The organism is Ammoniphilus soli, assembly GCF_040813775.1.
In genome coordinates, this window is sequence record NZ_JBEGDL010000001.1 from 14,601 (window position 1) to 35,670 (window position 21,070).

Genomic DNA, 21,070 nt, shown 5'->3' on the forward strand with positions numbered 1-21,070 from the left:
GGGTCATTATGCTGCCATCGCGAACGAATTGGATTATACCAGAGATTGACGAACAACAGGCTGAGTCCTTACAAAAAGAGTTAGGTATCTCCTCCGTTTTAGCTAAGCTTCTTGTCAGCAGGCAGCTGGGGGAACCGGCCCAAGCAAAAGATTTTCTTCATCCATCTGTAGCCCACCTGCATAATCCCTTGTCAATTAGAGGTATGGAAGGGGTTGTGAGTAAAATCCTAAGGGCGATTCAGGAGCAATGGCGGATATCTGTACGATGTTCCCGTAGCCTGGATGCCTATATCTCTGCTAGCTTGCTGATGAAGATGATAGAGGCTGGAGGGGGGCTGCGGGAATGGATCCAATTTACTGATACAGAAATGGAAGATCAGCTGCTCGGGAGCATTCGACTGGTAGTGGATAGCCCGAGTGATAGTCATGTCATCTCCCTTCATCCGGAATCCTTAAAGGATGGCTATCCATTCCCCCAGCTTTCATGTTCAGGCTTGGCCTTTAAGGTTGCCCAGGCGTTGCTGGGTGAATCCGCTTACGCGTTGTTAGATCTTGCAGCCCTAGGAACCATTGCTTCGGGCCTGCCCTTAGTAGGGGAGAATCGAGTTATTGTCAAGACAGGCTTAGATATGCTGCCACGGAGTAAAAACCTAGGCATCAAGCTATTAATCCAAACAGCTCGGCTGTCTGCGCGGGTATCCTCCCAAGCCCTTGCAGCCACTATTCTGAGGAGGATACCCAAGGATAAGGAGGCTGTCTTTCTGTTAACCTCAGATCAGCGGGAAGAACTGCTCAAGGCTTGTGAAGCATTATCATCCGAATGGACAGAAGATGACCTTTTGCCAAGGGAAATATCCCCCTTGTCATCCGGAGTTGCCCATATTGATGCAACAAGTCACATCGGCGATTGGACTGTGGCCAATATTGAGGAGCTGCAGTTGCTGGCTCCTTTTGGCTGCGGTAATGAGCCTCCAATTTTTCTTCTCAATCAAGTGGAATTGGACAATGTGCGTTCCATTGGATTAAGCCAGCAGGATCTGAAGTGTACGATCATAAAAGAGGACCAAGCAATTGAGGCTGTAGGGAGCGATGGGCTTGGAAGCAGTGCATCCTTCATCTCCAAAAATGCGGTAGCTGATGCTGTTGGGGAGCCAGTCATTCATGAATGGAATGGAGTCCGAAAACCGCAGTTCTTGATTTTGGATTTAAGGATTTCTCATTGTCAGGTTTTCGATTATAGGGGAACGAAGGATAAATTGCAAAAGATTCGTTTCTTCTCTGAGCCAGACTCTATCGTGTTATGTTTTCGCAATGAAAGTCTTGCTGAACTGGCTGGATTGGTCGGTGCAGAACATCCGAAGGTCATCCAGGTGGAAAAAGAAGAACAACTTCAGTTCAAGGGCTTCATTCCATCCGTTTTTTGGTATGATATGCCTAACTCGTTGGAGGAATTGAAAAGGGTTTTTCGTCTTTTGCCCGAATATGGTCGTTTGTATTGCCTATTTGGTTCAGAGCATCGCAATCGGCTGGCGAGCATTCCTTCAAGAGACCAATTCAAATGGTTATATGGGTGGATGAAGAATAGACAGTCCCTGCGGGCGGAAGCCATTCCTGCTCTTGCGAAGTCTAGGGGGATAAGTGAGAATGCCCTGCAGTTTATGTTTCAAGTGTTTTTGGAGCTCGGTTTCCTTAAGTACGAACGCGCGCTTTTTGAGTTGGTGCCTACACCAGAAAAAAAAGAGCTGACGATGTCTAAAGCCTATCGATCCAAACAAAACGAGTTGGAGTTGGAGACGGAGATTCTTTATTCAAGCTTTGAGGTCTTATGCGAGGTTATAAATCAGGGTAAAATAATACATAGTTGAATATAGGAGGACGTTTTCATGGACTTTAAACAATATATTCGGGTTATTCCAGATTTTCCTAAGGAAGGGATTCGCTTTAAAGATATCACCACGTTACTAAAAGATGGAGTGGCTTATAAGAAAGCCATTGATGAAATTGCTCAATACGCGAAAGATCTGAAAGTGGATGTGATTGCCGGACCGGAAGCTCGAGGGTTCGTCGTGGGGGCTCCTTTGGCCTACGTTTTAGATGCGGGTTTTGCCCCTGTACGGAAATCAGGAAAGCTTCCGGGAGAAGTGATTTCGGCTGAGTATGATCTGGAATACGGAAAAGATCAGCTGGCTATGCATAAGGATGCCATTCAGCCTGGGCAACGGGTCTTGATTGCGGATGATTTGTTGGCTACGGGGGGAACGATTTCCACAACGGTTAATCTGGTTAGGCAATTAGGCGGAGAAATTGTCGGCGCGGCCTTTTTAATTGAGTTAACCTACTTGAATGGAAGAGACAAGATCAAGGACATTGACGTTTTCTCACTCGTAAAGTATTAATAGCACCTAAAAAGCAATAGTCTCCTTAATTGCAGTTTTCTTTCAAATAACGGCAAAACAGGTGAGAATATTGCTTTTTTGCGTCTATGAGCTTTACAATCGTATCAATATAAAAGATAATGGAGAGAAAATATTTGAACGAAGGGATGTATCTTTATGACTAGAAGGTACATCAATAAATGAAGGGTGAAATGAATGAGCGTCGATACTGCCATTGAACATGCCGCTGATAATGCCATTGCCAAGGCTCGGATGTATCTGCCTGATCAAGATGTGAATATGCTGATCCGCGCATGCGAATTTGCCCGGAGTGCTCATGATGGGCAAATTCGAAAATCGGGAGCGCCTTATATCATCCACCCTATTGCGGTGGCTGAAATTCTACTGACGATGCAGATGGACGCTGTGACCGTGGCTGCAGGATTTTTGCATGATGTAGTGGAAGATACTCCGGTCAGCTTGGATGAGATTAAGAAAGAATTTGGTGAAGATACTGCGAACCTGGTGGACGGGGTAACCAAATTAGGACGAATCAAGTATAAATCCAAGGAAGAACAGCAAGCCGAAAACCATCGGAAGATGTTTCTAGCTATGGCGCAAGATGTTCGAGTAATTTTAATCAAATTAGCCGATAGGCTTCATAATATGCGGACATTAAAGCACTTGCCAGAGGAGAAGCAACGAAGAATCGCCAACGAAACTTTAGAAATCTTTGCTCCTTTAGCTCATCGTTTGGGGATTGCCTCAATCAAGTGGGAGCTGGAGGATGTCGCGCTTCGCTACATTAATCCGCAACAGTATTACCGGATTGTCAATTTAATGCAGAAGAAGCGTACGGAGCGGGAGAAGTATATCGAGCAAGTGATCGAGGAAATCCGCGACAAGCTCCAGGAGCTTCAAATCTCAGCAGATATATCCGGAAGGCCGAAGCATTTGTACAGCATTTACAACAAAATGATGAGGCAAAACAAGGAATTCAATGAGATTTATGATCTCTTGGCTGTTCGTGTAATCGTAGAGGATATTCGTGACTGCTATGCTTCTTTGGGGATCATTCATACCTTATGGAAACCCATGCCGGGAAGATTCAAGGATTATATCGCCATGCCTAAGGCCAACATGTACCAATCCCTGCATACCACGGTCATTGGACCGAATGGGGAGCCGCTTGAGGTTCAGATCCGTACAGGCGAAATGCATCGGACGGCGGAGTACGGGATCGCTGCACACTGGGCATACAAGGAAGGAAAAACTCCTACAGATGAAGAGACTCTAGAACATAAGCTTACTTGGTTCCGCGAGATTCTGGAATGGCAGGATAACGCCAAGGATGCACAGGAGTTCATGGAATCTCTCAAGATGGACCTTTTTTCGGATGTGGTCTTCGTATTTACGCCCAAAGGAGATGTCATCGAACTGCCTAATGGATCCGTTCCTTTGGATTTCGCCTATCGGATCCATAGTGAAGTGGGAAATCGCTGCATTGGGGCAAAGGTGAACAACAAAATCGTTCCTTTGGACCATCCGCTAAAAACCGGGGATATTGTCGAGGTTCTAACGTCGAAGCATAGCTACGGTCCAAGTTGGGATTGGCTCAAGGTCGCCAAATCCTCCCAGGCAAGAAGCAAGATTAAAGCTTGGTTTAAGAAAGAGAAGCGCGAGGAAAATGTATTAAAGGGCAGGGAAATGGTGGAGAGCGAGCTAAAAAAGCAAGGATTCGAGCTCAAAGAAGCCCTGACTGCCGAAAATATAGCGGAAGCTTTTCATAAGTTCAACTTCAATAATGAAGAGGATATGTATGCAGCCATTGGATACGGAGGACTTACGCCTGCGCAGCTGGTGACAAGACTCACTGAGAAAATCAGAAAAGTGCGAGAAGAAAAGTCGATACCAGAATTCAAGCAAGACTTCGCTAAGCGCAAAACCCCGGATCAGGGCATTTCCGTCAAGGGCATAGATAATCTTCTTGTGCGTTTTTCCCGATGCTGCACCCCTATTCCAGGGGACGAAATTGTAGGGTTCATTACCCGCGGGAGAGGCATCTCCGTTCATCGAACCAGCTGCCCGAACATTAAGAATGAAGAGGAGAAGGATCGAGTCATTCATATTGATTGGGAAGGCGACCGTGTCCAGGAATATAACGTCGATATCGAAATCACGGGACATGACCGCAGCGGTTTATTAAACGAGGTGCTGAACTCTGTCGCGGATAGCAAAACAAACATCATTGCCGTTACAGGGAAAGCCGATAAAAACAAGGTGGCAAAAATCAATATGACCATAGCCATCCACAATGTCAGCCATCTTCAGCGTGTGGTGGAGCGTCTGAAAAGGATTAAGGACGTTTATACCGTAAGAAGAGTGTTGAACACATAGAAAGGGTTCCTTCAGATGAGAGTAGTCGTACAGCGATCCAAAGAAGCTCAAGTGACCGTTGAGGGGCGTCTGGCAGGAAGCATTGAATGCGGTCTGGTTGTCCTGGTCGGAATTACACATGAAGATACGGAAGAGGATGTTCGTTTCCTGGCGGAAAAAGTGGCAAACCTGCGGATTTTCGAAGATGACTCCGGGAAGATGAATCATTCTTTGCTGGATATTCGCGGAAGCATCTTATCCGTTTCCCAATTTACGCTTTATGGAGACTGCAGGAAGGGCAGACGTCCCAACTTCATGGCAGCTGCCCGACCTGATCATGCGGAAAGGCTTTACGAGCTGTTCAATGAACAGTTGAGGCAAATGGACGTCCCGGTGGAAACCGGCGTTTTCGGGGCCATGATGCAGGTGAGCCTCGTCAATGATGGACCAGTCACATTGATTATAGATAGTAAGTCGTGATTGTAGGGATAAAGGGAGATATAAGACTGTCGATTAACCTGTAGGTTGAATTTAAAGGGTCTGGATGATAACGGGAGTTTTTCCGACTATTCGTCCGTTTAGACTGAAAAAGTGAAAAATAAGCGGAGTTTTTCCGGCTAAACCTCAAAAATCATGATTTTCTTCCGTGTTCTAGAGAAATAACCGAAATTTCTCCGCTTATTTTAGTAAAAAAGTCCCTATCTTTAAAAATAGTCGGACTTTCTCCTGTTATCTGAAACCTGCCTTCTACAATATTCATCTCAAAAGAACTAGGTTCTCCCACTATCGCTTAAACGGACCTGATAATGATGCGCAAAAGAAGACCAGCCCTGTTTACAGAAGGGCTGGTTTTTTTACGGAATAAGAGGCTTTTTTCTATTTCTTCTCAAAGTATTTCAATATCCCTTGAAAGATTCCCTCAGCGGCTTGATCCTGGAAATTGTTTGTATTTAGGATGACTTCCTCCTGGTAATTGGTCAGGAAGCCAAGCTCGCATAATACGGCAAGTTGGGGATTTTCCCTTAAGACAAAATAGTCTCCATATCGCGCCTTCAAATCAGTTAACCCTGTTCGCTTTACTACTTCTTTCTGGATGGCGTTAGCCAGCGAACGATCTTCCCCATTACTGTAAAAATAAGTAATGACTCCGTTGATGCGGTAGTTTTCACTGGTGTTATGATGGACGCTAATGAACGCATCCACCTGCTTATTGATCGACACGTTCACTCTTTCTTGAAGAGAAATTTTTCGATCATTTTCCCTCGAAAAGACAACCTTAGCTCCGGCAGCCCGAAGCTTACTCCCCAAAAGCTCGCTTACCTTCAGATTGATCTGTTTCTCCAAGGTCCCAAGGTGGGGGCCTATGGCACCACTATCGTTTCCTCCATGGCCGGGATCAACTAGTATGGTTTTCCCTTTGAGTACGGATTCGATGCCTTTGCGCTCGACATTGGCAATACCTTGAGCGGAAACAATCCATCCGGCAACATAGCCGACCTGATCAGAGGAGATTCGGATCCGGAACCAATCCCCCTCTACTCCGAGGACTTGATAACTTTCCCCTTCGTTGGCGATTTTCACGACGCCATTGGAGGTAGCAGGACCTGAACGCAAATTAGTGCCTGGATTCAGGATTTTTACAGTAGGCTTGTTTGAAGCCGCAGATGGAGGTGGGTCACTTGAACCGGGAGTTTCTCGATTAACTAGCCAATTGGCCACCCAGCCTTCCAGTCCCTCTTTTTTGATCCGAAGCCAATCTCCCTTTTCCTCCAGGACGATAAGGGTATCTCCTGATTGTACTTGTCCGGCGACGGGATTCGCTGTATCCGGTCCGGTACGGACATTCACGTTGGAGCCATTGACCGTTGCCTTTGGCAGAGACGGGGCAGGCGAAGATTTAGCTGGACTGCCAGAACCGTTACCGGACACTTCCTTGGTAAGCCAGCCAGCGGTCCACCCCTCGGCCCCGTTTTTCAGCTTAATCTTTACCCAGTCGCCTTGGACATCCAGCCTCACAAAGCTTTGAGTGTTCGCAATCTGCTCGATGACTTGAAAAGATGTGCTGGGACCCGAACGAACGTTAAGAACTTCGATGGTAGGAGTAACTAAAGTGGAGGAAGAGGTCTCCGCTTGAGTCATCTCCACGTGCCAGGAAGCAACCCACCCTTTCTGGTTATCGTTTAGGAGAATCTGAACCCAGTTGTCCTTAACCTGCAGGAGGGGGAAGGTTTGATTTTGCTTTGCTTGAGCAATAATGCTATGGCCCAAACCAGCCCCATCCCTCACATTAAGCGTGCTGACGGTTATTGTGACTGAGCCGGAACCCTGGGTGTTGGATTGAACGTGCATAGGCGGCAAGACTAAACAGGAAAGAACAATGAATAGGATAAGGAAATTCCTTATTCGTACCATGTGCGACAATGTGATAATCCTTTCTGAGAGGTTTTTCGCATGACTTTTATTTTCGCTATGAAAAGGGGATATCCTCTTTGTAAACGAGAAAAATTCGCATAGATGGGAACAATAGAAAGAAAAGCATTCAGAAAGGAGGAGTATGCCATGAGACAAGGGATCAAGGAAATGCAAATAGCCCAAACGATGGCGACAGGAGGAAGTGCTGATTTGAAAGACAGTACAGAGCCTCTAGAGATATGGGAAAAGGCACCGGGCGGCCTAATGGGTTTTGGTGAAGGCAGAGAGCTTGCCAGGAGGATAGGCAGATGATACAGTAAACGGGAAGTTATTGGGGTTCAAAAGGAGAAAGACTAATGAAGATTCGTGTTTCGGGTATTGAAGAATCATGGGAGCTTTCCGTTACACATCTAATAGAGCTGTTTTATGAGGATGTTACTGTTTCTTACAAGGAAATGGACGGAAAACCGGACTTGAACATAGAAGTGGCGGTAAAATCAGGGGAAGCTATGCTAACCAAGGTGAAGCTGCATGATAACCATAGCGGTCAAACGATTGAGAAATCACACAGCTTGGAGGCTATGGGCGATCGCACCGCGGATCCGGATACGCGAAAAAAGGTTAAGCGTGGAATCAGCCACACGCTTCTTTCCGTTTTGCAGGAGTATACGGGCATGGAACAGCCGTGGGGTATCTTGACTGGCGTTCGCCCAACCAAACTGATGCACCGAAAGCTTCAGCAAGGCGAACCGATTGAACGGATTGATCGGGAGCTGCGGGAGGACTATCAGGTTCATGCAGAAAAGATAGAACTCATGGAACAGATCGTGCAGCGGCAGTTGGTGGCTGTGCCTGATCTTTATCAATTGAAGGATGAAGTAAGCATATATATTGGCATTCCCTTCTGTCCTACGAAATGTGCCTATTGCACCTTTCCGGCTTATGCGATAAACGGAAGGCAAGGTTCAGTGGACTCTTTTTTAGGCGGGCTGCATTATGAAATGAAACAAATAGGTGCTTGGCTTAAAAAGCATCAGATTGCCATTACAACCGTTTATTTTGGAGGAGGAACCCCTACAAGCATTACGGCTGAAGAAATGGATATGCTTTATGAGGAGATGTATGAATCCTTTCCGTCGATGGAAAAAGTCCGGGAAGTCACGGTTGAAGCAGGACGCCCGGATACGATCACTCCTGAGAAGCTCGAGGTTTTAAATAAATGGGGGATCGATCGAATCAGCATCAATCCGCAATCTTATATCCAGGAAACCCTAAAGGCCATCGGCCGGCACCATACGGTGGAAGAAACGATTGATAAATTCAAACTTGCCCGAGAGATGGGAATGAATAATATTAATATGGATCTGATCATTGGTTTGCCAGGCGAGGGACTAAGCGAGTTCATGCATACCTTGAGAGAAACAGGAAAACTCAAACCGGAGTCCTTGACTGTCCATACTTTATCTTTTAAGCGGGCTTCGGAAATGACCCAAAATAAAGAGAAGTATAAAGTAGCCGATCGCCATGAAATTACCGAAATGATGAAAAAGGCGACGGAGTGGACAGGACAGAATGGGTATGTTCCCTACTATCTCTATCGGCAGAAGAACATTCTGGGGAACCTGGAAAATATTGGATACACCCTCCCCGGGAAGGAGAGCATTTACAATATCATGATTATGGAAGAAGCCCAATCCATTATTGGGTTGGGATGCGGGGCCTCAAGCAAATGGGTGCATCCGGCAACTGGAAAGATCTCTCGTTTTGCAAATCCCAAAGAACCTAAAGCATACAATGAAGGCTACCAAAAATACACCCAAGCGAAAATTGATGCCTTAAATCAACTATTTGGTCTTGGGCAATTACTTGACATGGCTAATTCTTCTCAGTAATATATAAAACAGTTGAATATTTGATCCATCGAAGGGAAGAGTAACCAAACTAATGGATAGTTCAGAGAGGAAGTGCCTCGGCTGCAAGCACTTCACAATGCCAAGTTGGTGAAGGACATCCCAGAGGACCACAGGTGAACGGTCTAGCTAGTAGCCTGTTGGCGTGCGCAACGTTATGCATTGAGTGAGAACCTATGAGGGTTCTTGAATAGGGTGGTACCACGGGTGATTTATTAACTCTCGTCCCTGACATAAGTCGGGGGCGGGAGTTTTTTATTTGAAATGGTAACAAGGAGGAAAAAACAATGGCGATTCACATTCCGCGGGGTACCGCTGATGTACTTCCCGGTGAAGTGGAGTTATGGCAATACATTGAACAAAAAGCAAGGGAAATTTGCAAACGATATAACTACCGGGAAGTGAGAACCCCCATTTTTGAACATACCGAGCTGTTTCATCGAGGAGTCGGGGAAACGACCGATATCGTAGAAAAGGAAATGTACACCTTTAACGATAAAGGGGGACGCAGCATTACCCTGCGGCCGGAAGGGACGGCTGCTGTTGTTCGGTCATATGTAGAGAACAAGCTCTATGGAGACCCTAATCAGCCAACCAAGCTGTACTATATTGGCCAGATGTTCCGTTATGAGCGTCCTCAAGCGGGAAGAATGAGGCAATTTACGCAGTTTGGCGTAGAAGCGATAGGAGCTCACGATCCATCTATTGATGCAGAAACAATTGCTCTTGCCATGCGGTTGTATGAAGAGCTTGGAATTAAAGGCCTGAAACTGGAATTGAATAGTGTGGGATGTACCACTTGCAGACCTGTTCATCGTGAACATCTCATAGCCCATTTAGCTGAACGCCGGGACGAATTGTGCGGGGATTGCCAATCTCGGCTAGAACGAAATCCCTTGCGAATTTTGGACTGCAAAAATGAAAAGTGCAAAGAGCTCACGAAGGAAGCTCCAAACATAACTGAGCACCTCTGTGAAGAATGTTCTCCGCATTTTGAAGCGGTCAAGCAGCATTTGGATCGGTTAGGCATTGCTTATGAGGTAAATCCGCGAATGGTTCGCGGTTTGGATTACTATACCCAGACGGCCTTTGAAATCATGGCTGAGGGATTTGGCGCTATCACCACGATTTGCGGCGGGGGGCGCTATAACGGATTAGTGGAACAAATCGGCGGGAATGATATGCCGGGGATTGGGTTTGCTATGAGCATCGAGCGAGTGCTTTTGACCCTTAAGTCTCAGAATATTGAACTTCCTGTCCGTACGGACTTGGATTGCTTTCTGATCGCATTAGGCGATGCTGCGGAAAAAGAAGCAGTAAGGCTGCTGGACCAGTTGCGAAGCCATGGCTTTGCGGCAGATAAAGACTATCAAGGCCGTAAAATGAAAGCTCAGCTAAAGGCGGCCGACCGCTATGCAGCCCGTTTTGTTCTGATCCTTGGCGAGGATGAACTGGCGAAACAGGCCATTATCATAAAGAATATGCAGACCGGTGATCAGCAAGAAGTCGCTTGGCAGGATATGGTGGCCTTTCTGCAATCTTAAATTTTCAGGATATCTATTAAGGAGGAATAAAAGTGGAGACATACCGTACTCATCATTGTGGACAAATTGGGAAAGATCAGGTAGGACAAGAAGTTACGCTTAGCGGGTGGGTTCAGAAAAGAAGAGACTTGGGCGGAGTTATTTTCATCGATTTGCGCGATCGCAGCGGCTTGGTGCAGATTGTTCTCAATCCGGAATACAACGCTGTTGCGCATGAAAGAGGAGATCGCATTCGCAGTGAGTACGTGTTGACTGTGAAGGGGACGGTAGTGGAAAGAAGCCCTGAGACGGTTAACCCGAAGATGAAAACCGGAGAAATCGAAATCCATGTGTCAGAGGTTGACATCTTAAATGAAGCGAAGACCCCGCCGTTCCTTATCGAGGATCAGGTCGACGTGGATGAGAATCTTCGATTAAAGTATCGCTATCTAGATCTTCGCCGTTCAGTTATGCAACAATCGCTCATCCTTCGCCACCGTGTGGCTAAGACCTTCCGCGACTTCTTGGACAATGAAGGATTCTTGGAAATTGAAACACCGATGTTAACTAAGAGTACACCGGAAGGGGCTAGGGATTATTTGGTGCCCAGCCGTGTTCATCCAGGAGAATTTTTTGCCTTGCCTCAGTCGCCGCAGCTGTTCAAGCAGTTGTTGATGGTGTCAGGGTATGAAAAGTATTTCCAAATTGTACGCTGCTTCCGCGATGAGGATTTGAGAGCCGACCGCCAGCCTGAGTTTACCCAAGTGGATATTGAGACTTCGTTCCTATCTATGGAGCAGCTATTGTCTACGATGGAAAAATTGATGGCTGAAGTTTGCGAAAAGGCGATTGGACTAAAGGTAGAAACTCCGTTCCAGCGATTAACCTACCAGGAAGCTATGGGACGCTACGGCTCAGACAAGCCGGACTTGCGCTTCGGTATGGAACTGACCGATATCTCGGATTTGGTTGCTGATTGCGGATTTAAAGTATTCAGCAGTGCAATCGAGAATGGAGGACAAGTCAAGGGAATTAACGTCAAGGGCTGCGGACACTTCTCCCGAAAAGATATTGACGATCTAGCTAAGTTCGCAGGACAATTCAAGGCTAAAGGCTTGGCTTGGATGGCGTTTAAGGATGGAGAGGTAAAAGGTCCGATTGCGAAGTTCTTCAAGGATGAAGAAGTGGCACAATTTAAAGCGCGCTTTGGAGTGGAAGAAGGCGACTTGCTATTATTTGTAGCGGACTCAGCCAAGGTGGTTGCTGATGCTTTAGGTGCTCTGCGCTCGAAATTCGGAAAGGATCTCGGATTGATTGATAATGGGGTATTCAAATTTGCTTGGGTAGTAGACTTCCCATTAGTGGAATATGATGGGGAAGCGAAGCGTTATGTGGCCTTGCACCATCCGTTTACCATGCCGCGTGTGGAGGATCTCCACTTGTTTGATACCGATCCAAGTCAAATCCGTGCCCAAGCTTATGATTTGGTACTCAACGGGTTCGAAATCGGCGGAGGCAGCATGAGAATCTACAAGCGAGACATCCAAGAAAAGATGTTTCAAGCGCTTGGGTTCAGCAAGGAAGAAGCCTATGAACAGTTTGGCTTCCTATTGGATGCCTTTGAATACGGCACACCTCCGCATGGTGGAGTGGCTTTCGGTCTAGATCGCCTGGTTATGCTTCTTGCAGGCCGAAACAACCTCAGAGAAGTCATTGCCTTCCCTAAGACAGCCAGTGCAAGCGATCCGATGACAGATGCTCCAGCCGCTGTAGAACAAAAACAGCTGAACGAACTGCACATCCAGCTCAGATTGCCTGAAGAAGTGAAAATATAGGCTTGTACGGGTATTGCAATCGTTTTCAACATAGGTTAAAATAAACCTAACAGAGTCCTACGATGTACGTAAAACCCACATGTTTTGAGCCCAACAGATTTTGAAACGGGATTCCGGAGTTTTCTTGGGGAATGGAGCCAAGCGCATGTCTTGGATGTGAGCCAGGAAATAGGATGCACCCTAATGATTGGGATTAGTTTTGAGCAGGTTCAAAACTAAGGTTGCTTACGGCATGTATGGGACTCTTCCCATTGGAATGCAGAGAGGTTCTCAGCTAACGAGAACCTCTTTTTAGTATAGAAGTACAGGGTAAGTAATAGGGAAGGTCGGCTCCATTCAAGGGGGAGCGGCCTTCCCTTTCTATTTGGCCTGAACTATGCTATATTTACTTTTTAGTTAATATGGAAAACATATAGAATAACTATGCTTTATTTTCGAAAGGGGTATTTTACATATGCTTCATCAGTTCTCGCGGACAGAGTTGGCAATCGGAAAGGAAGGTTTAGAAGCCCTAAAAGGAAGTGCAGTGGCTGTACTCGGGGTTGGGGGAGTCGGTTCCTTCACCGTGGAGGCATTGGCACGGACGGGGGTCGGACGATTGATCCTATTGGATAAGGATGTCGTGGACATCACAAATGTAAATCGCCAGATCCATGCTTTATTGGACACCATCGGTCAGGAAAAAACCGAGCTGATGAAAGAGAGAGTCGCGAGAATTAACCCGCAATGTGACGTGCGCGTATTAAATATGTTCTATAATGAAGAAACCTATGAGCAGTTTTTTTCTGAAGTGGAAAAGATAGATTACGTGGTTGATGCAATGGATACGGTCTCAAGCAAAATACACCTGGTAAAAGAATGCCGAAAGAGAAATATCCCTATTATCTGCAGCATGGGAGCGGCCAACAAAACGGATCCTACCCGATTCAAGGTAGCCGACCTTTTCCAGACTTCCTATGATCCCATCGCTAAGGTCATGAGGCGAGAGCTTCGCAAGGATGGGATAAAGAAGGGCGTAAAAGTGGTTTATTCCACAGAAATACCGGTAAAGCAAAGAGAAGAGGTGCTGGAGCAGGTGGTGCAGAATCCGAATTCTCCCATCCGCAAGGCAAAGCAGCCACCGTCCAGCAATGCCTTTGTCCCGTCTGTAGCAGGGCTCATAATGGCCAGTGTTGTCATCAATGATTTGTTAGCCCAAGCGAATGTCGAGATTCTTCGCGTCAGTCAATAACAGGGAAAAGCCCGATTCCCTTTACACTAAAGGGAATGATTCAGTATAATGACTTAAAAATTGCTTTCATTAGTGAAGAGGGGAAATATGGATCTTTTTTCATTTGGGTTTGAAGAATCGAAGACCTCTACTACCTCAAATACCCAGCAGGAACGTCAACCGCTGGCAGCCAGAATGAGACCTCGCAACATAGACGAGTTTATCGGGCAGGAGCATATTGTCGGCAAAGGCAAGCTATTGCGCCGCGCCATTGAAGCGGATCAGATATCTTCGCTTATCTTTTATGGTCCGCCGGGCACGGGGAAAACGACGCTAGCAAAAGTGATTGCAGGAGTAACCAAAGCTGCATTTACGGAATTAAATGCCGTAACCGCAGGGGTTGCAGATATTCGGAAAGTAGTAGAAGAGGCTAAGGAACGTGCTCTTGTCTATCGAAGAAGAACGACTCTATTTGTAGATGAGATTCATCGTTTCAATAAGGCGCAGCAAGATGCCCTGCTTCCTTACGTGGAAGAAGGAACGATAATTCTTATAGGGGCTACGACAGAAAATCCGTTTTTCGAAGTGAATTCTGCCTTGCTTTCCCGTTCTCAGATTTTTCAGCTGTATCCACTGACAGCGGAGCATATGGAGCAGATCCTCCAAAGAGCCCTGGGAGATGAGCAGATCGGTTATGGGGAACTGAACGTCAAGTTAACGCCGGAAGCTCAGGAACACTTGATTCAGTATGCCGAGGGAGATGCGCGGAGGCTGTTAAATGCATTGGAGCTGGCGGTTTCCACTACGATACCCAATGAGCGGAACATTTTGCACATAGACTTAGGAGCGGCAGTTGAGTCAATACAGCGCCGTGCTGTTCGCTACGATAAAACAGGAGATCGCCACTATGATACGATTTCCGCTTTTATTAAATCGATTCGGGGATCTGACCCGGATGCTGCGCTTTATTGGCTGGCGCAAATGCTGGATGCAGGGGAAGAGCCTTTGTTTATTGCCCGAAGGATCGTGATCGCAGCTTCAGAAGATGTTGGCAATGCAGACCCGCAGGCGTTGCAGCTGGCGGTCTCGGCCTTCCAGGCGGTTCAATTTTTGGGAATGCCCGAAGCCAGAATTCCACTGGCACAAGCCGTAACTTATTGCGCTTCCGCCCCAAAAAGCAATGCATCGTACAATGGAATTAATAAAGCGTTAGACTGGGTGAGACAAAAAGGACATGGCCAAGTCCCTGCCCATTTGCGGGATGCCTCATATAAGGGAGCTTCAAAGCTCGGTCATGGCAGCGGCTACTTATATCCTCATAATTATCCTGGAGGTTATGTGGCACAACGTTATCTTCCGGACGAAGTCCAGGAGAGATTCTATTTTCCCACGAAAAATGGAGAGGAAAAGCGCTTAAAGGATTACTTGGAATCGAAGCGCGGAGAAAATAGGGAGAAGGTATAATTGTGCGATATAAATGGAGGCATGTTACTTCGGGTGTAGTGTTCATGGGTGGCTTGTACATCATGTCTCTAGGTATTGTGTGAATGATTCAGGCCCACATTGGAGTGGCGCCTTGGGATGTGTTAAGCCTTGGCCTAGTTCAAACTGTGGGGGGGACTGTAGGTTTATGGTCCCAGCTGGTAGGCATTTTGCTTTTACTGTTAACCATTCTATTTACGAAGAAGATACCTGGATTCGGTGCATTTCTAAATATGTTTTTCATCGGTTATTTTGTTGATTTGATTATGGCAGGGGGCTGGATTGACCCTACATCTTCCCTCTGGGAGTCTATACTCCTATTTGGGATAGGTCTGGTCATAAGCGGACTTGGAACGGGAATGTACATCGCGGTAGGATGGGGAGCCGGTCCGCGAGATGGCTTTATGCTTGCTTTGGTTACCCGCTTGAAGTGGCCATTCGGAAGGATTCGAACAATCACGGAAGCAGCAGTTTTGGCAATTGGATGGGTTCTTGGAGGTCCCGTATTCATTGGTACCCTCATCTTTTGTCTTACCATTGGCCCCATCTGTCAATATTTTATCGGATTATGGAAGAGAATATTAGACAAGGCGACAGGGAGAGATGCAGAATATGAAGATTTCAACCAAAGGACGTTACGGATTAACAATCATGATGGAATTGGCCCAACACTTCGGTGAAGGACCGATCTCGCTCAAGAGCATTGCCCAAAGGCATGATTTATCGGAGCATTATCTCGAGCAACTGGTGGCTCCGCTGCGCAATGCGGAACTCGTAAAAAGTGTACGGGGGGCTTACGGCGGCTACATCATTACAAAGAAGCCGGAAGAGATTACGGCAGGTGATGTTATCCGCGTACTGGAAGGGCCGATCAGCCCGGTTGAGTTTGAAGAGGAGGAGGATCCGGCCAAGAGAAACCTTTGGTTGAAAATCCGCGATGCCATATCGGAAGTACTTGATTCTACTACGTTGCAGGATCTGATTTCGTACCAGGATGATGGGCAGAGAAACTCATATATGTTTTATATTTAGGGGTTGTTTAAATGGAATCGATTTATTTGGATCATGCAGCAGCTACCCCGGTCCACCCCGAAGTGGTAGAAGCTATGTTGCCTTATTTCCAGCAGGCCTACGGGAATCCATCAAGTACGCATCAGTTCGGGAGAAAGGTAAAAGCGGCTTTGGATCGCGCAAGGTCCAGTTTGGCCTCCTGCCTTAATGCTGAACCGGGGCAATTGGTTTTTACCAGCGGCGGAACGGAAGCGGACAACATGGCTTTACTTGGCGTAGCTATGGCCAATCGGGAGAAAGGGAATCATATCATCACTTCGAGTGTAGAACATCATGCGGTTCTCCATACATGCGAGCAATTGGAAAAACTCGGCTTTGAGATTACATATTTGCCTGTGGATGATAAAGGCCAGGTACGTACAGAAGATGTGCGTTCGGCAATAAAAGAGACAACGGTTCTAATCAGCATTATGTATGGCAATAATGAAGTCGGATCAATCCAGCCTATTGAAGAAATTGGCCGGATGGCACAGGAAGCTAAAGTGTATTTCCATACCGATGCCGTCCAGGCCTTCGGTATCGTTCCATTGGATGTCAAAACAGCTGGAGTGGATCTGTTATCCATATCTGCCCATAAGATTAACGGTCCAAAGGGAGTGGGGGCGCTTTATGTGGCCCCGCAGGTTAAATTAGCCCCTCTGCTATTTGGAGGAGCCCAAGAGAAAAAGCGCCGGGCAGGGACAGAGAATGTACCGGCTATTGTTGGATTCTCCAAGGCAGCCGAAATTGCTCTTCGCACCCTGCCAGACCGGCGCGATCAATACCTTAGAATCCGGGAGGCTATGATTTCGGTTTGGGAACGAGAAGGAATCCGTTATGAAGTGAATGGTCACCCTACGGCTTTCCTTCCCCACATCCTGAATGTGAGTATTCCCGGAGTCGATACCGAAGTGATGCTTATGAATTTGGATATGGCCGGCATATCCTGTTCCAGCGGTTCAGCCTGCGCCTCCGGCTCTCTTGAGGTTTCCCACGTATTAAAGGCGATGGCCCTTTCCGAGCCCTGCTTGCGTTCTGCGATCCGTTTCAGCTTTGGATGGGAGAATACGGAGCAGCAAGGCCGATACGCTGCGGAAAAAGTCTGTGAAATTGTAAAGAGATTAACGTAGATAAGGGTAGTGGTGGATATCATGACGAAAGCTAACCAGGATACGCGCGTGGTCATTGGGATGTCCGGCGGAGTGGATTCTTCCGTCGCCGCATGGGAATTAAAGCGGCAAGGATACGATGTGATCGGCATCTTTATGAAGAATTGGGATGATACCGATGAATTCGGCCACTGCACGGCAGAAGAAGACTATGAGGACGTCCGGCGTGTATGTGACCAAATTGGCATCCCGTACTACACGGTTAACTTTGAAAAAGAATATTGGGATAAGGTGTTTACTTACTTCTTGGATGAATATAAAAAAGGGAGGACGCCGAACCCCGATGTCATGTGCAACAAAGAAATTAAATTCAAGGCCTTCCTGGAACGTGCCCTCCAGCTCGGTGCAGACTATCTGGCAACAGGCCACTATGCTCAGGTCAAATTCCATGAGGGTGAATACCAATTGCTTCGCGGGGCGGATCCGGGCAAGGATCAAACGTACTTCCTGAATACATTAGGGCAGGAGCAGCTCTCCAAAGCCATGTTCCCAATCGGCCATATGCCGAAGTCACGCGTGAGGGAACTGGCCAAGGAAGCGGGACTCGCGACAGCCAATAAAAAGGACAGTACGGGGATTTGCTTTATAGGTGAAAGAAACTTCAAAGAGTTCCTTAGTTCTTATCTTCCTGCCAGACCAGGCGACATCCGTACAATGGAAGGTGAAGTTAAGGGCCGGCATGATGGGTTGATGTACTACACGCTAGGTCAAAGGCAAGGGTTGGGGATTGGCGGCGCTGGAACGGGTGAGCCCTGGTTTGTGGTTTCCAAGGATCTGGAAAACAACATATTATACGTAGGGCAAGGCTCAAACCATCCGGCCCTATACTCCGACAGTTTGCTTGCTACGGATTTGCATTGGGTAAGTGACACGGCTCCTGAGGGCTCCTTCACCTGTACTGCAAAATTTCGCTATCGCCAGCCAGACCAAGGCGTAACGGTGCATATGATGTCTGATCAGCGATGTCATGTCGTATTTGATCAACCGCAAAAAGCCATTACTCCTGGACAGGCTGTGGTCTTTTACCGTGGAGAACAGTGTCTGGGCGGAGGAATCATTGATCAAGCGATTAAGGGAACGGAGAGACCATGAATATTCAGACAGCGGAAGAGCTGAACCAATTGGGATTACAGGAATTAACCAAAGGGGAACTCGATAAGGCAGTTGCATTTTTTCAGCAGGCGATTGACCAGCAGCCTACTCTTCCTGATCCATATGCCAATATCGGGAATATCCTTGCAAGCACTGGCAGAAATGAAGAAGCAAGGCCTTGGTTTGAAAAGGCGATTGAACTCGAACCCCTAGGCGAGCTGTTTCATTACGGATTAGGAAATGTCTTTTTTAACTTGGAAAATTTCGAAAAAGCAATCGGGTCCTATAAAAAAGCACAAAGCTTAGGCATGGATCATCATGATTTGTACTTTATGCTTGCTATGTCCTGTTTTCATACGGAACAATTGCAAGCATCCATAGACTATTTTAATCGCTGCCTGTCCATCGAACCGAAGGATATCGAAGCGTTATTTACCAAAGGACTGGCCTTTGCGCGCTTAGGTCAGATTGCTCAAGCCAAAGAAGCCTTTGAGCAGACCATTCAGCTGCAGCCTGACCATGCAGACGCGCATTTCAATCTTGGCATTGCCTTGGTCTACTTAGGCGATCCTTCAGCATCCAAGGAACAGCTTCAGCGTGCATTGGAAATTAATCCTAACCACACATTGGCCCAAAATGCTTTACAGCAGTTGAAGAATTTGTAGAACATAGACCCTCCTTCCCTTTCACACACTAAGAAAGCGGAAGGAGGGTCTTCCCGTGTACAAAGCGAATGATGTGATTGGCTTGCCTGTTCTTGACCTGCAAGCCGGGCAGGAGCGGGGGGTTGTTCGCGACGTTTTGTTCGACGAGGATTTGGCATTCCAAGGCTTATTAGTTGAAGTTAAAGCAATGTTTCGAAGAGGCCGCTTTATTCGCGCTGATTCCATCCACTCCATTGGGGATGATTATGTAACCATCTCTGATATAGAGGCACTTCTTCCTATACATGGAGCAGATCATCTGAACGGCGTTAGGGCAGGTCCTATTCGAATGATTGGGAAACCCATTATTACCGCAAATGGTCACAGGCTGGGCCAAGTTGAGGATATTTACTTTCAGACGGAGTTCGGCACGATTATTGGCTATGAGGTTTCAGATGGCTTGTTATCCGATTTGATGGAAGGACGCAAGGCAATCAAGCACATGGATCGGACGACAGTCGGAGAAGATGCGGTAATTCTCCCAGTAACAGCGTTAACGGAAGAAGAAATCCATTTAAATAACGGGGAGGCATAATACATGAGAAATAACCAAATGATGACTTGGCTTTTAGGTGCTGGCGCCGTGGCAATAGCTGTAGCAGGCTGGGTGATCCCAAGGCGAAATACACCAACTAGAAGAATGATGAGATGGACCCGCAATTCCACGGAAATGATCGGGGGGATGATCGCTCCGGCTACGCGAATCGTGATGAGGGTAATGAAAGGCATGGCTAGATGATAGGTACTTGGGGAGGTTCCGATACAGGGGCCTCCTTTTTTTCAATTCTAATTTTCTAGCTTGCCATCGCATAGGAAGGCCCGCCAAACGCAACAATATGAAAAAGGAGGCAATGTGGATGGAACAGAGATTAAGACTCCTCATGTTTGCAGCTATCTTTGCCTTGATAAGCGGTTCTGCCGTGCTGCTTGTACATCTTTGGCCACATATCGCTTGGATATGGATCATAATGAAGGCTGTCATCACTCCCTTCGTCATATCCTTGATTTTTGCCTATCTGCTGAATCCTATTGTAAACATGCTGCACAACCGCAATGTTCCCCGAGGGATTGCCGTCATTATCATTTATTTCGTCTCTTTGCTTCTCCTGACTGTGTTTCTGATGAATGTAATTCCTGCCTTTATTAAGCAATCTGGAGACCTGGCAGCGCAAATCCCCGAGTTAGTTACAACCTATGAAACCTGGCTCTCGGAATACCACACTCATAAATACCAGCTTCCTGAGAGTGTTCGCATAGGCATTGAGCAAGCATTGATGAATTCGGAAAAGAAGGCTTCAGCTTTCTTCGCGAAACTCCTGGACGGTGCAGGCGGATGGATTCAGAAGATGATCCATTTTTTTGTCATCCCTTTCCTTGTTTTTTATTTGTTAAAAGATATGATGATGCTTCAGAGAGGAATTCTCCTGCTAGTCCCCAGGGCTCGAAGGAAAGAGTTTTCGAAGCTATTCCATGACATTGACGTGGCCTTAGGGAATTATATTGCGGGACAGCTTATCATCTGTCTGGTTGTAGGGGTGCTGGCCTACCTTGGCTATTGGCTGATTGACATGCCGTATGCCTTGATTCTGGCATTAATCATTATGGTGACCAACATTATTCCTTACATAGGGCCCATTATTGGAGCGGCTCCGTCGATACTTGTGGCTGTAACCATCTCATGGAAAATGACGCTGTTGGTAGCGCTGGTCAATCTCGCCGTACAAATACTGGAAGGAAACCTGATCTCCCCTTTCGTCATGGGGAAACGGCTTCACTTGCATCCCCTGCTCATTATTTTTGCCCTGCTGCTCGGAGGCGAGGTAGGGGGACTCATTGGACTGATTTTTGCCGTACCCATTGTAGCTATTCTCCGCGTGATTATTCATCATGTCATTATTCACTTGGTGAAACATTGACATGGACAAATGCAAA

The 21,070-nt window shown here is 46.8% G+C and carries 19 protein-coding genes, 1 other RNA gene and 1 other annotated feature; of the genes, 19 read left to right on the forward strand and 1 reads right to left on the reverse strand.

From position 1 onward, the window contains the following. Nucleotides 1-8: 8 nt before the first annotated feature. The 4 genes from ABLT31_RS00090 to dtd all read left to right on the forward strand — a co-directional run bounded on the left by ABLT31_RS00090 (nucleotide 9) and on the right by dtd (nucleotide 5,231). Nucleotides 9-1,865, forward strand: coding sequence for a single-stranded-DNA-specific exonuclease C-terminal domain-containing protein (locus tag ABLT31_RS00090; protein WP_367747264.1), 1,857 nt, complete (start codon nucleotides 9-11; stop codon nucleotides 1,863-1,865). 18 nt (nucleotides 1,866-1,883) lie between these two features. Further along, nucleotides 1,884-2,396: an adenine phosphoribosyltransferase gene (locus ABLT31_RS00095; RefSeq protein ID WP_367747267.1), complete on the forward strand. Its 513-nt coding sequence runs from the start codon at nucleotides 1,884-1,886 to the stop codon at nucleotides 2,394-2,396. A 195-nt stretch (nucleotides 2,397-2,591) separates the two neighbouring features. Then, nucleotides 2,592-4,772, forward strand: a complete 2,181-nt coding sequence (locus ABLT31_RS00100; protein WP_367747269.1) for a RelA/SpoT family protein — start codon at nucleotides 2,592-2,594, stop codon at nucleotides 4,770-4,772. A gap of 15 nt (nucleotides 4,773-4,787) precedes the next feature. Continuing rightward, nucleotides 4,788-5,231: a D-aminoacyl-tRNA deacylase gene (gene dtd / locus ABLT31_RS00105; protein WP_367747271.1), complete on the forward strand. Its 444-nt coding sequence runs from the start codon at nucleotides 4,788-4,790 to the stop codon at nucleotides 5,229-5,231. Between the two features lie 396 nt (nucleotides 5,232-5,627). Here dtd and ABLT31_RS00110 read toward each other — a convergent pair whose 3' ends face one another. After that, complete coding sequence (locus tag ABLT31_RS00110) at nucleotides 5,628-7,163, reverse strand: SH3 domain-containing protein (protein ID WP_367747274.1); 1,536 nt, start codon at nucleotides 7,161-7,163, stop codon at nucleotides 5,628-5,630. Between the two features lie 147 nt (nucleotides 7,164-7,310). Between ABLT31_RS00110 and ABLT31_RS00115 the strand changes: the two genes are divergently transcribed. The 15 genes from ABLT31_RS00115 (at nucleotide 7,311) to ABLT31_RS00185 (ending at nucleotide 21,054) form a co-directional block, all read left to right on the forward strand. Further along, nucleotides 7,311-7,475: a hypothetical protein gene (locus tag ABLT31_RS00115; protein ID WP_367747276.1), complete on the forward strand. Its 165-nt coding sequence runs from the start codon at nucleotides 7,311-7,313 to the stop codon at nucleotides 7,473-7,475. A gap of 44 nt (nucleotides 7,476-7,519) precedes the next feature. Further along, nucleotides 7,520-9,055: a coproporphyrinogen III oxidase gene (locus ABLT31_RS00120; RefSeq protein WP_367747277.1), complete on the forward strand. Its 1,536-nt coding sequence runs from the start codon at nucleotides 7,520-7,522 to the stop codon at nucleotides 9,053-9,055. A 19-nt stretch (nucleotides 9,056-9,074) separates the two neighbouring features. Beyond that, nucleotides 9,075-9,306 (forward strand) — a binding site (T-box leader). Nucleotides 9,307-9,360: 54 nt separating this feature from the next. Next, nucleotides 9,361-10,617 carry a histidine--tRNA ligase gene (gene hisS / locus ABLT31_RS00125; RefSeq protein WP_367747280.1) on the forward strand — a complete coding sequence of 419 codons (1,257 nt, stop codon included), beginning with the start codon at nucleotides 9,361-9,363 and terminating at the stop codon, nucleotides 10,615-10,617. A 32-nt stretch (nucleotides 10,618-10,649) separates the two neighbouring features. Continuing rightward, nucleotides 10,650-12,431 (forward strand): aspartate--tRNA ligase, encoded by a 1,782-nt coding sequence (aspS, locus tag ABLT31_RS00130; protein ID WP_462976452.1) that lies wholly within the window; start codon nucleotides 10,650-10,652, stop codon nucleotides 12,429-12,431. Nucleotides 12,432-12,482: 51 nt separating this feature from the next. Further along, a non-coding RNA gene (ssrS, locus tag ABLT31_RS00135) (6S RNA) lies at nucleotides 12,483-12,678 on the forward strand. Between the two features lie 207 nt (nucleotides 12,679-12,885). After that, nucleotides 12,886-13,662 (forward strand): tRNA threonylcarbamoyladenosine dehydratase, encoded by a 777-nt coding sequence (locus ABLT31_RS00140; RefSeq protein WP_367747283.1) that lies wholly within the window; start codon nucleotides 12,886-12,888, stop codon nucleotides 13,660-13,662. Between the two features lie 87 nt (nucleotides 13,663-13,749). Further along, complete coding sequence (locus ABLT31_RS00145; protein WP_367747286.1) at nucleotides 13,750-15,105, forward strand: replication-associated recombination protein A; 1,356 nt, start codon at nucleotides 13,750-13,752, stop codon at nucleotides 15,103-15,105. 83 nt (nucleotides 15,106-15,188) lie between these two features. Then, nucleotides 15,189-15,803, forward strand: coding sequence for a YczE/YyaS/YitT family protein (locus tag ABLT31_RS00150; protein WP_367747289.1), 615 nt, complete (start codon nucleotides 15,189-15,191; stop codon nucleotides 15,801-15,803). After that, on the forward strand, nucleotides 15,736-16,155 hold the full coding sequence (cymR, locus tag ABLT31_RS00155) for a cysteine metabolism transcriptional regulator CymR (protein WP_367747292.1): 420 nt from the start codon (nucleotides 15,736-15,738) through the stop codon (nucleotides 16,153-16,155). Before ABLT31_RS00150 ends, cymR begins: the two co-directional genes overlap by 68 nt. 11 nt (nucleotides 16,156-16,166) lie before the next feature. Further along, nucleotides 16,167-17,303 carry a cysteine desulfurase family protein gene (locus ABLT31_RS00160; RefSeq protein ID WP_367747295.1) on the forward strand — a complete coding sequence of 379 codons (1,137 nt, stop codon included), beginning with the start codon at nucleotides 16,167-16,169 and terminating at the stop codon, nucleotides 17,301-17,303. Nucleotides 17,304-17,324: 21 nt separating this feature from the next. After that, on the forward strand, nucleotides 17,325-18,434 hold the full coding sequence (gene mnmA, locus ABLT31_RS00165) for a tRNA 2-thiouridine(34) synthase MnmA (protein WP_367747298.1): 1,110 nt from the start codon (nucleotides 17,325-17,327) through the stop codon (nucleotides 18,432-18,434). Continuing rightward, nucleotides 18,431-19,099, forward strand: a complete 669-nt coding sequence (locus ABLT31_RS00170; RefSeq protein WP_367747301.1) for a tetratricopeptide repeat protein — start codon at nucleotides 18,431-18,433, stop codon at nucleotides 19,097-19,099. The genes mnmA and ABLT31_RS00170 overlap by 4 nt, the downstream gene beginning before the upstream one ends. Before the next feature lie 55 nt (nucleotides 19,100-19,154). Continuing rightward, nucleotides 19,155-19,673: a PRC-barrel domain-containing protein gene (locus ABLT31_RS00175; RefSeq protein WP_367747305.1), complete on the forward strand. Its 519-nt coding sequence runs from the start codon at nucleotides 19,155-19,157 to the stop codon at nucleotides 19,671-19,673. 3 nt (nucleotides 19,674-19,676) lie between these two features. After that, on the forward strand, nucleotides 19,677-19,877 hold the full coding sequence (locus ABLT31_RS00180) for a hypothetical protein (protein WP_367747308.1): 201 nt from the start codon (nucleotides 19,677-19,679) through the stop codon (nucleotides 19,875-19,877). Between the two features lie 118 nt (nucleotides 19,878-19,995). After that, complete coding sequence (locus ABLT31_RS00185; protein WP_367747310.1) at nucleotides 19,996-21,054, forward strand: AI-2E family transporter; 1,059 nt, start codon at nucleotides 19,996-19,998, stop codon at nucleotides 21,052-21,054. Nucleotides 21,055-21,070 lie beyond the last annotated feature (16 nt).

Excerpts from the sequence above, each read along its gene's own strand:
- ABLT31_RS00140 (WP_367747283.1), top strand. The coding sequence starts at position 12,886 with ATGCTTCATCAGTTCTCGCGGACAGAGTTGGCAATCGGAAAGGAAGGT.
- ABLT31_RS00120 (WP_367747277.1), top strand. The coding sequence starts at position 7,520 with ATGAAGATTCGTGTTTCGGGTATTGAAGAATCATGGGAGCTTTCCGTT.
- hisS (WP_367747280.1), top strand. The coding sequence starts at position 9,361 with ATGGCGATTCACATTCCGCGGGGTACCGCTGATGTACTTCCCGGTGAA.
- dtd (WP_367747271.1), top strand. The coding sequence starts at position 4,788 with ATGAGAGTAGTCGTACAGCGATCCAAAGAAGCTCAAGTGACCGTTGAG.
- mnmA (WP_367747298.1), top strand. The coding sequence starts at position 17,325 with ATGACGAAAGCTAACCAGGATACGCGCGTGGTCATTGGGATGTCCGGC.
- cymR (WP_367747292.1), top strand. The coding sequence starts at position 15,736 with ATGAAGATTTCAACCAAAGGACGTTACGGATTAACAATCATGATGGAA.
- ABLT31_RS00145 (WP_367747286.1), top strand. The coding sequence starts at position 13,750 with ATGGATCTTTTTTCATTTGGGTTTGAAGAATCGAAGACCTCTACTACC.
- ABLT31_RS00150 (WP_367747289.1), top strand. The coding sequence starts at position 15,189 with ATGATTCAGGCCCACATTGGAGTGGCGCCTTGGGATGTGTTAAGCCTT.
- ABLT31_RS00170 (WP_367747301.1), top strand. The coding sequence starts at position 18,431 with ATGAATATTCAGACAGCGGAAGAGCTGAACCAATTGGGATTACAGGAA.
- ABLT31_RS00095 (WP_367747267.1), top strand. The coding sequence starts at position 1,884 with ATGGACTTTAAACAATATATTCGGGTTATTCCAGATTTTCCTAAGGAA.
- ABLT31_RS00115 (WP_367747276.1), top strand. The coding sequence starts at position 7,311 with ATGAGACAAGGGATCAAGGAAATGCAAATAGCCCAAACGATGGCGACA.
- ABLT31_RS00180 (WP_367747308.1), top strand. The coding sequence starts at position 19,677 with ATGAGAAATAACCAAATGATGACTTGGCTTTTAGGTGCTGGCGCCGTG.
- ABLT31_RS00110 (WP_367747274.1), bottom strand. The coding sequence starts at position 7,163 with ATGGTACGAATAAGGAATTTCCTTATCCTATTCATTGTTCTTTCCTGT.
- ABLT31_RS00185 (WP_367747310.1), top strand. The coding sequence starts at position 19,996 with ATGGAACAGAGATTAAGACTCCTCATGTTTGCAGCTATCTTTGCCTTG.
- ABLT31_RS00090 (WP_367747264.1), top strand. The coding sequence starts at position 9 with ATGCTGCCATCGCGAACGAATTGGATTATACCAGAGATTGACGAACAA.
- ABLT31_RS00160 (WP_367747295.1), top strand. The coding sequence starts at position 16,167 with ATGGAATCGATTTATTTGGATCATGCAGCAGCTACCCCGGTCCACCCC.
- ABLT31_RS00100 (WP_367747269.1), top strand. The coding sequence starts at position 2,592 with ATGAGCGTCGATACTGCCATTGAACATGCCGCTGATAATGCCATTGCC.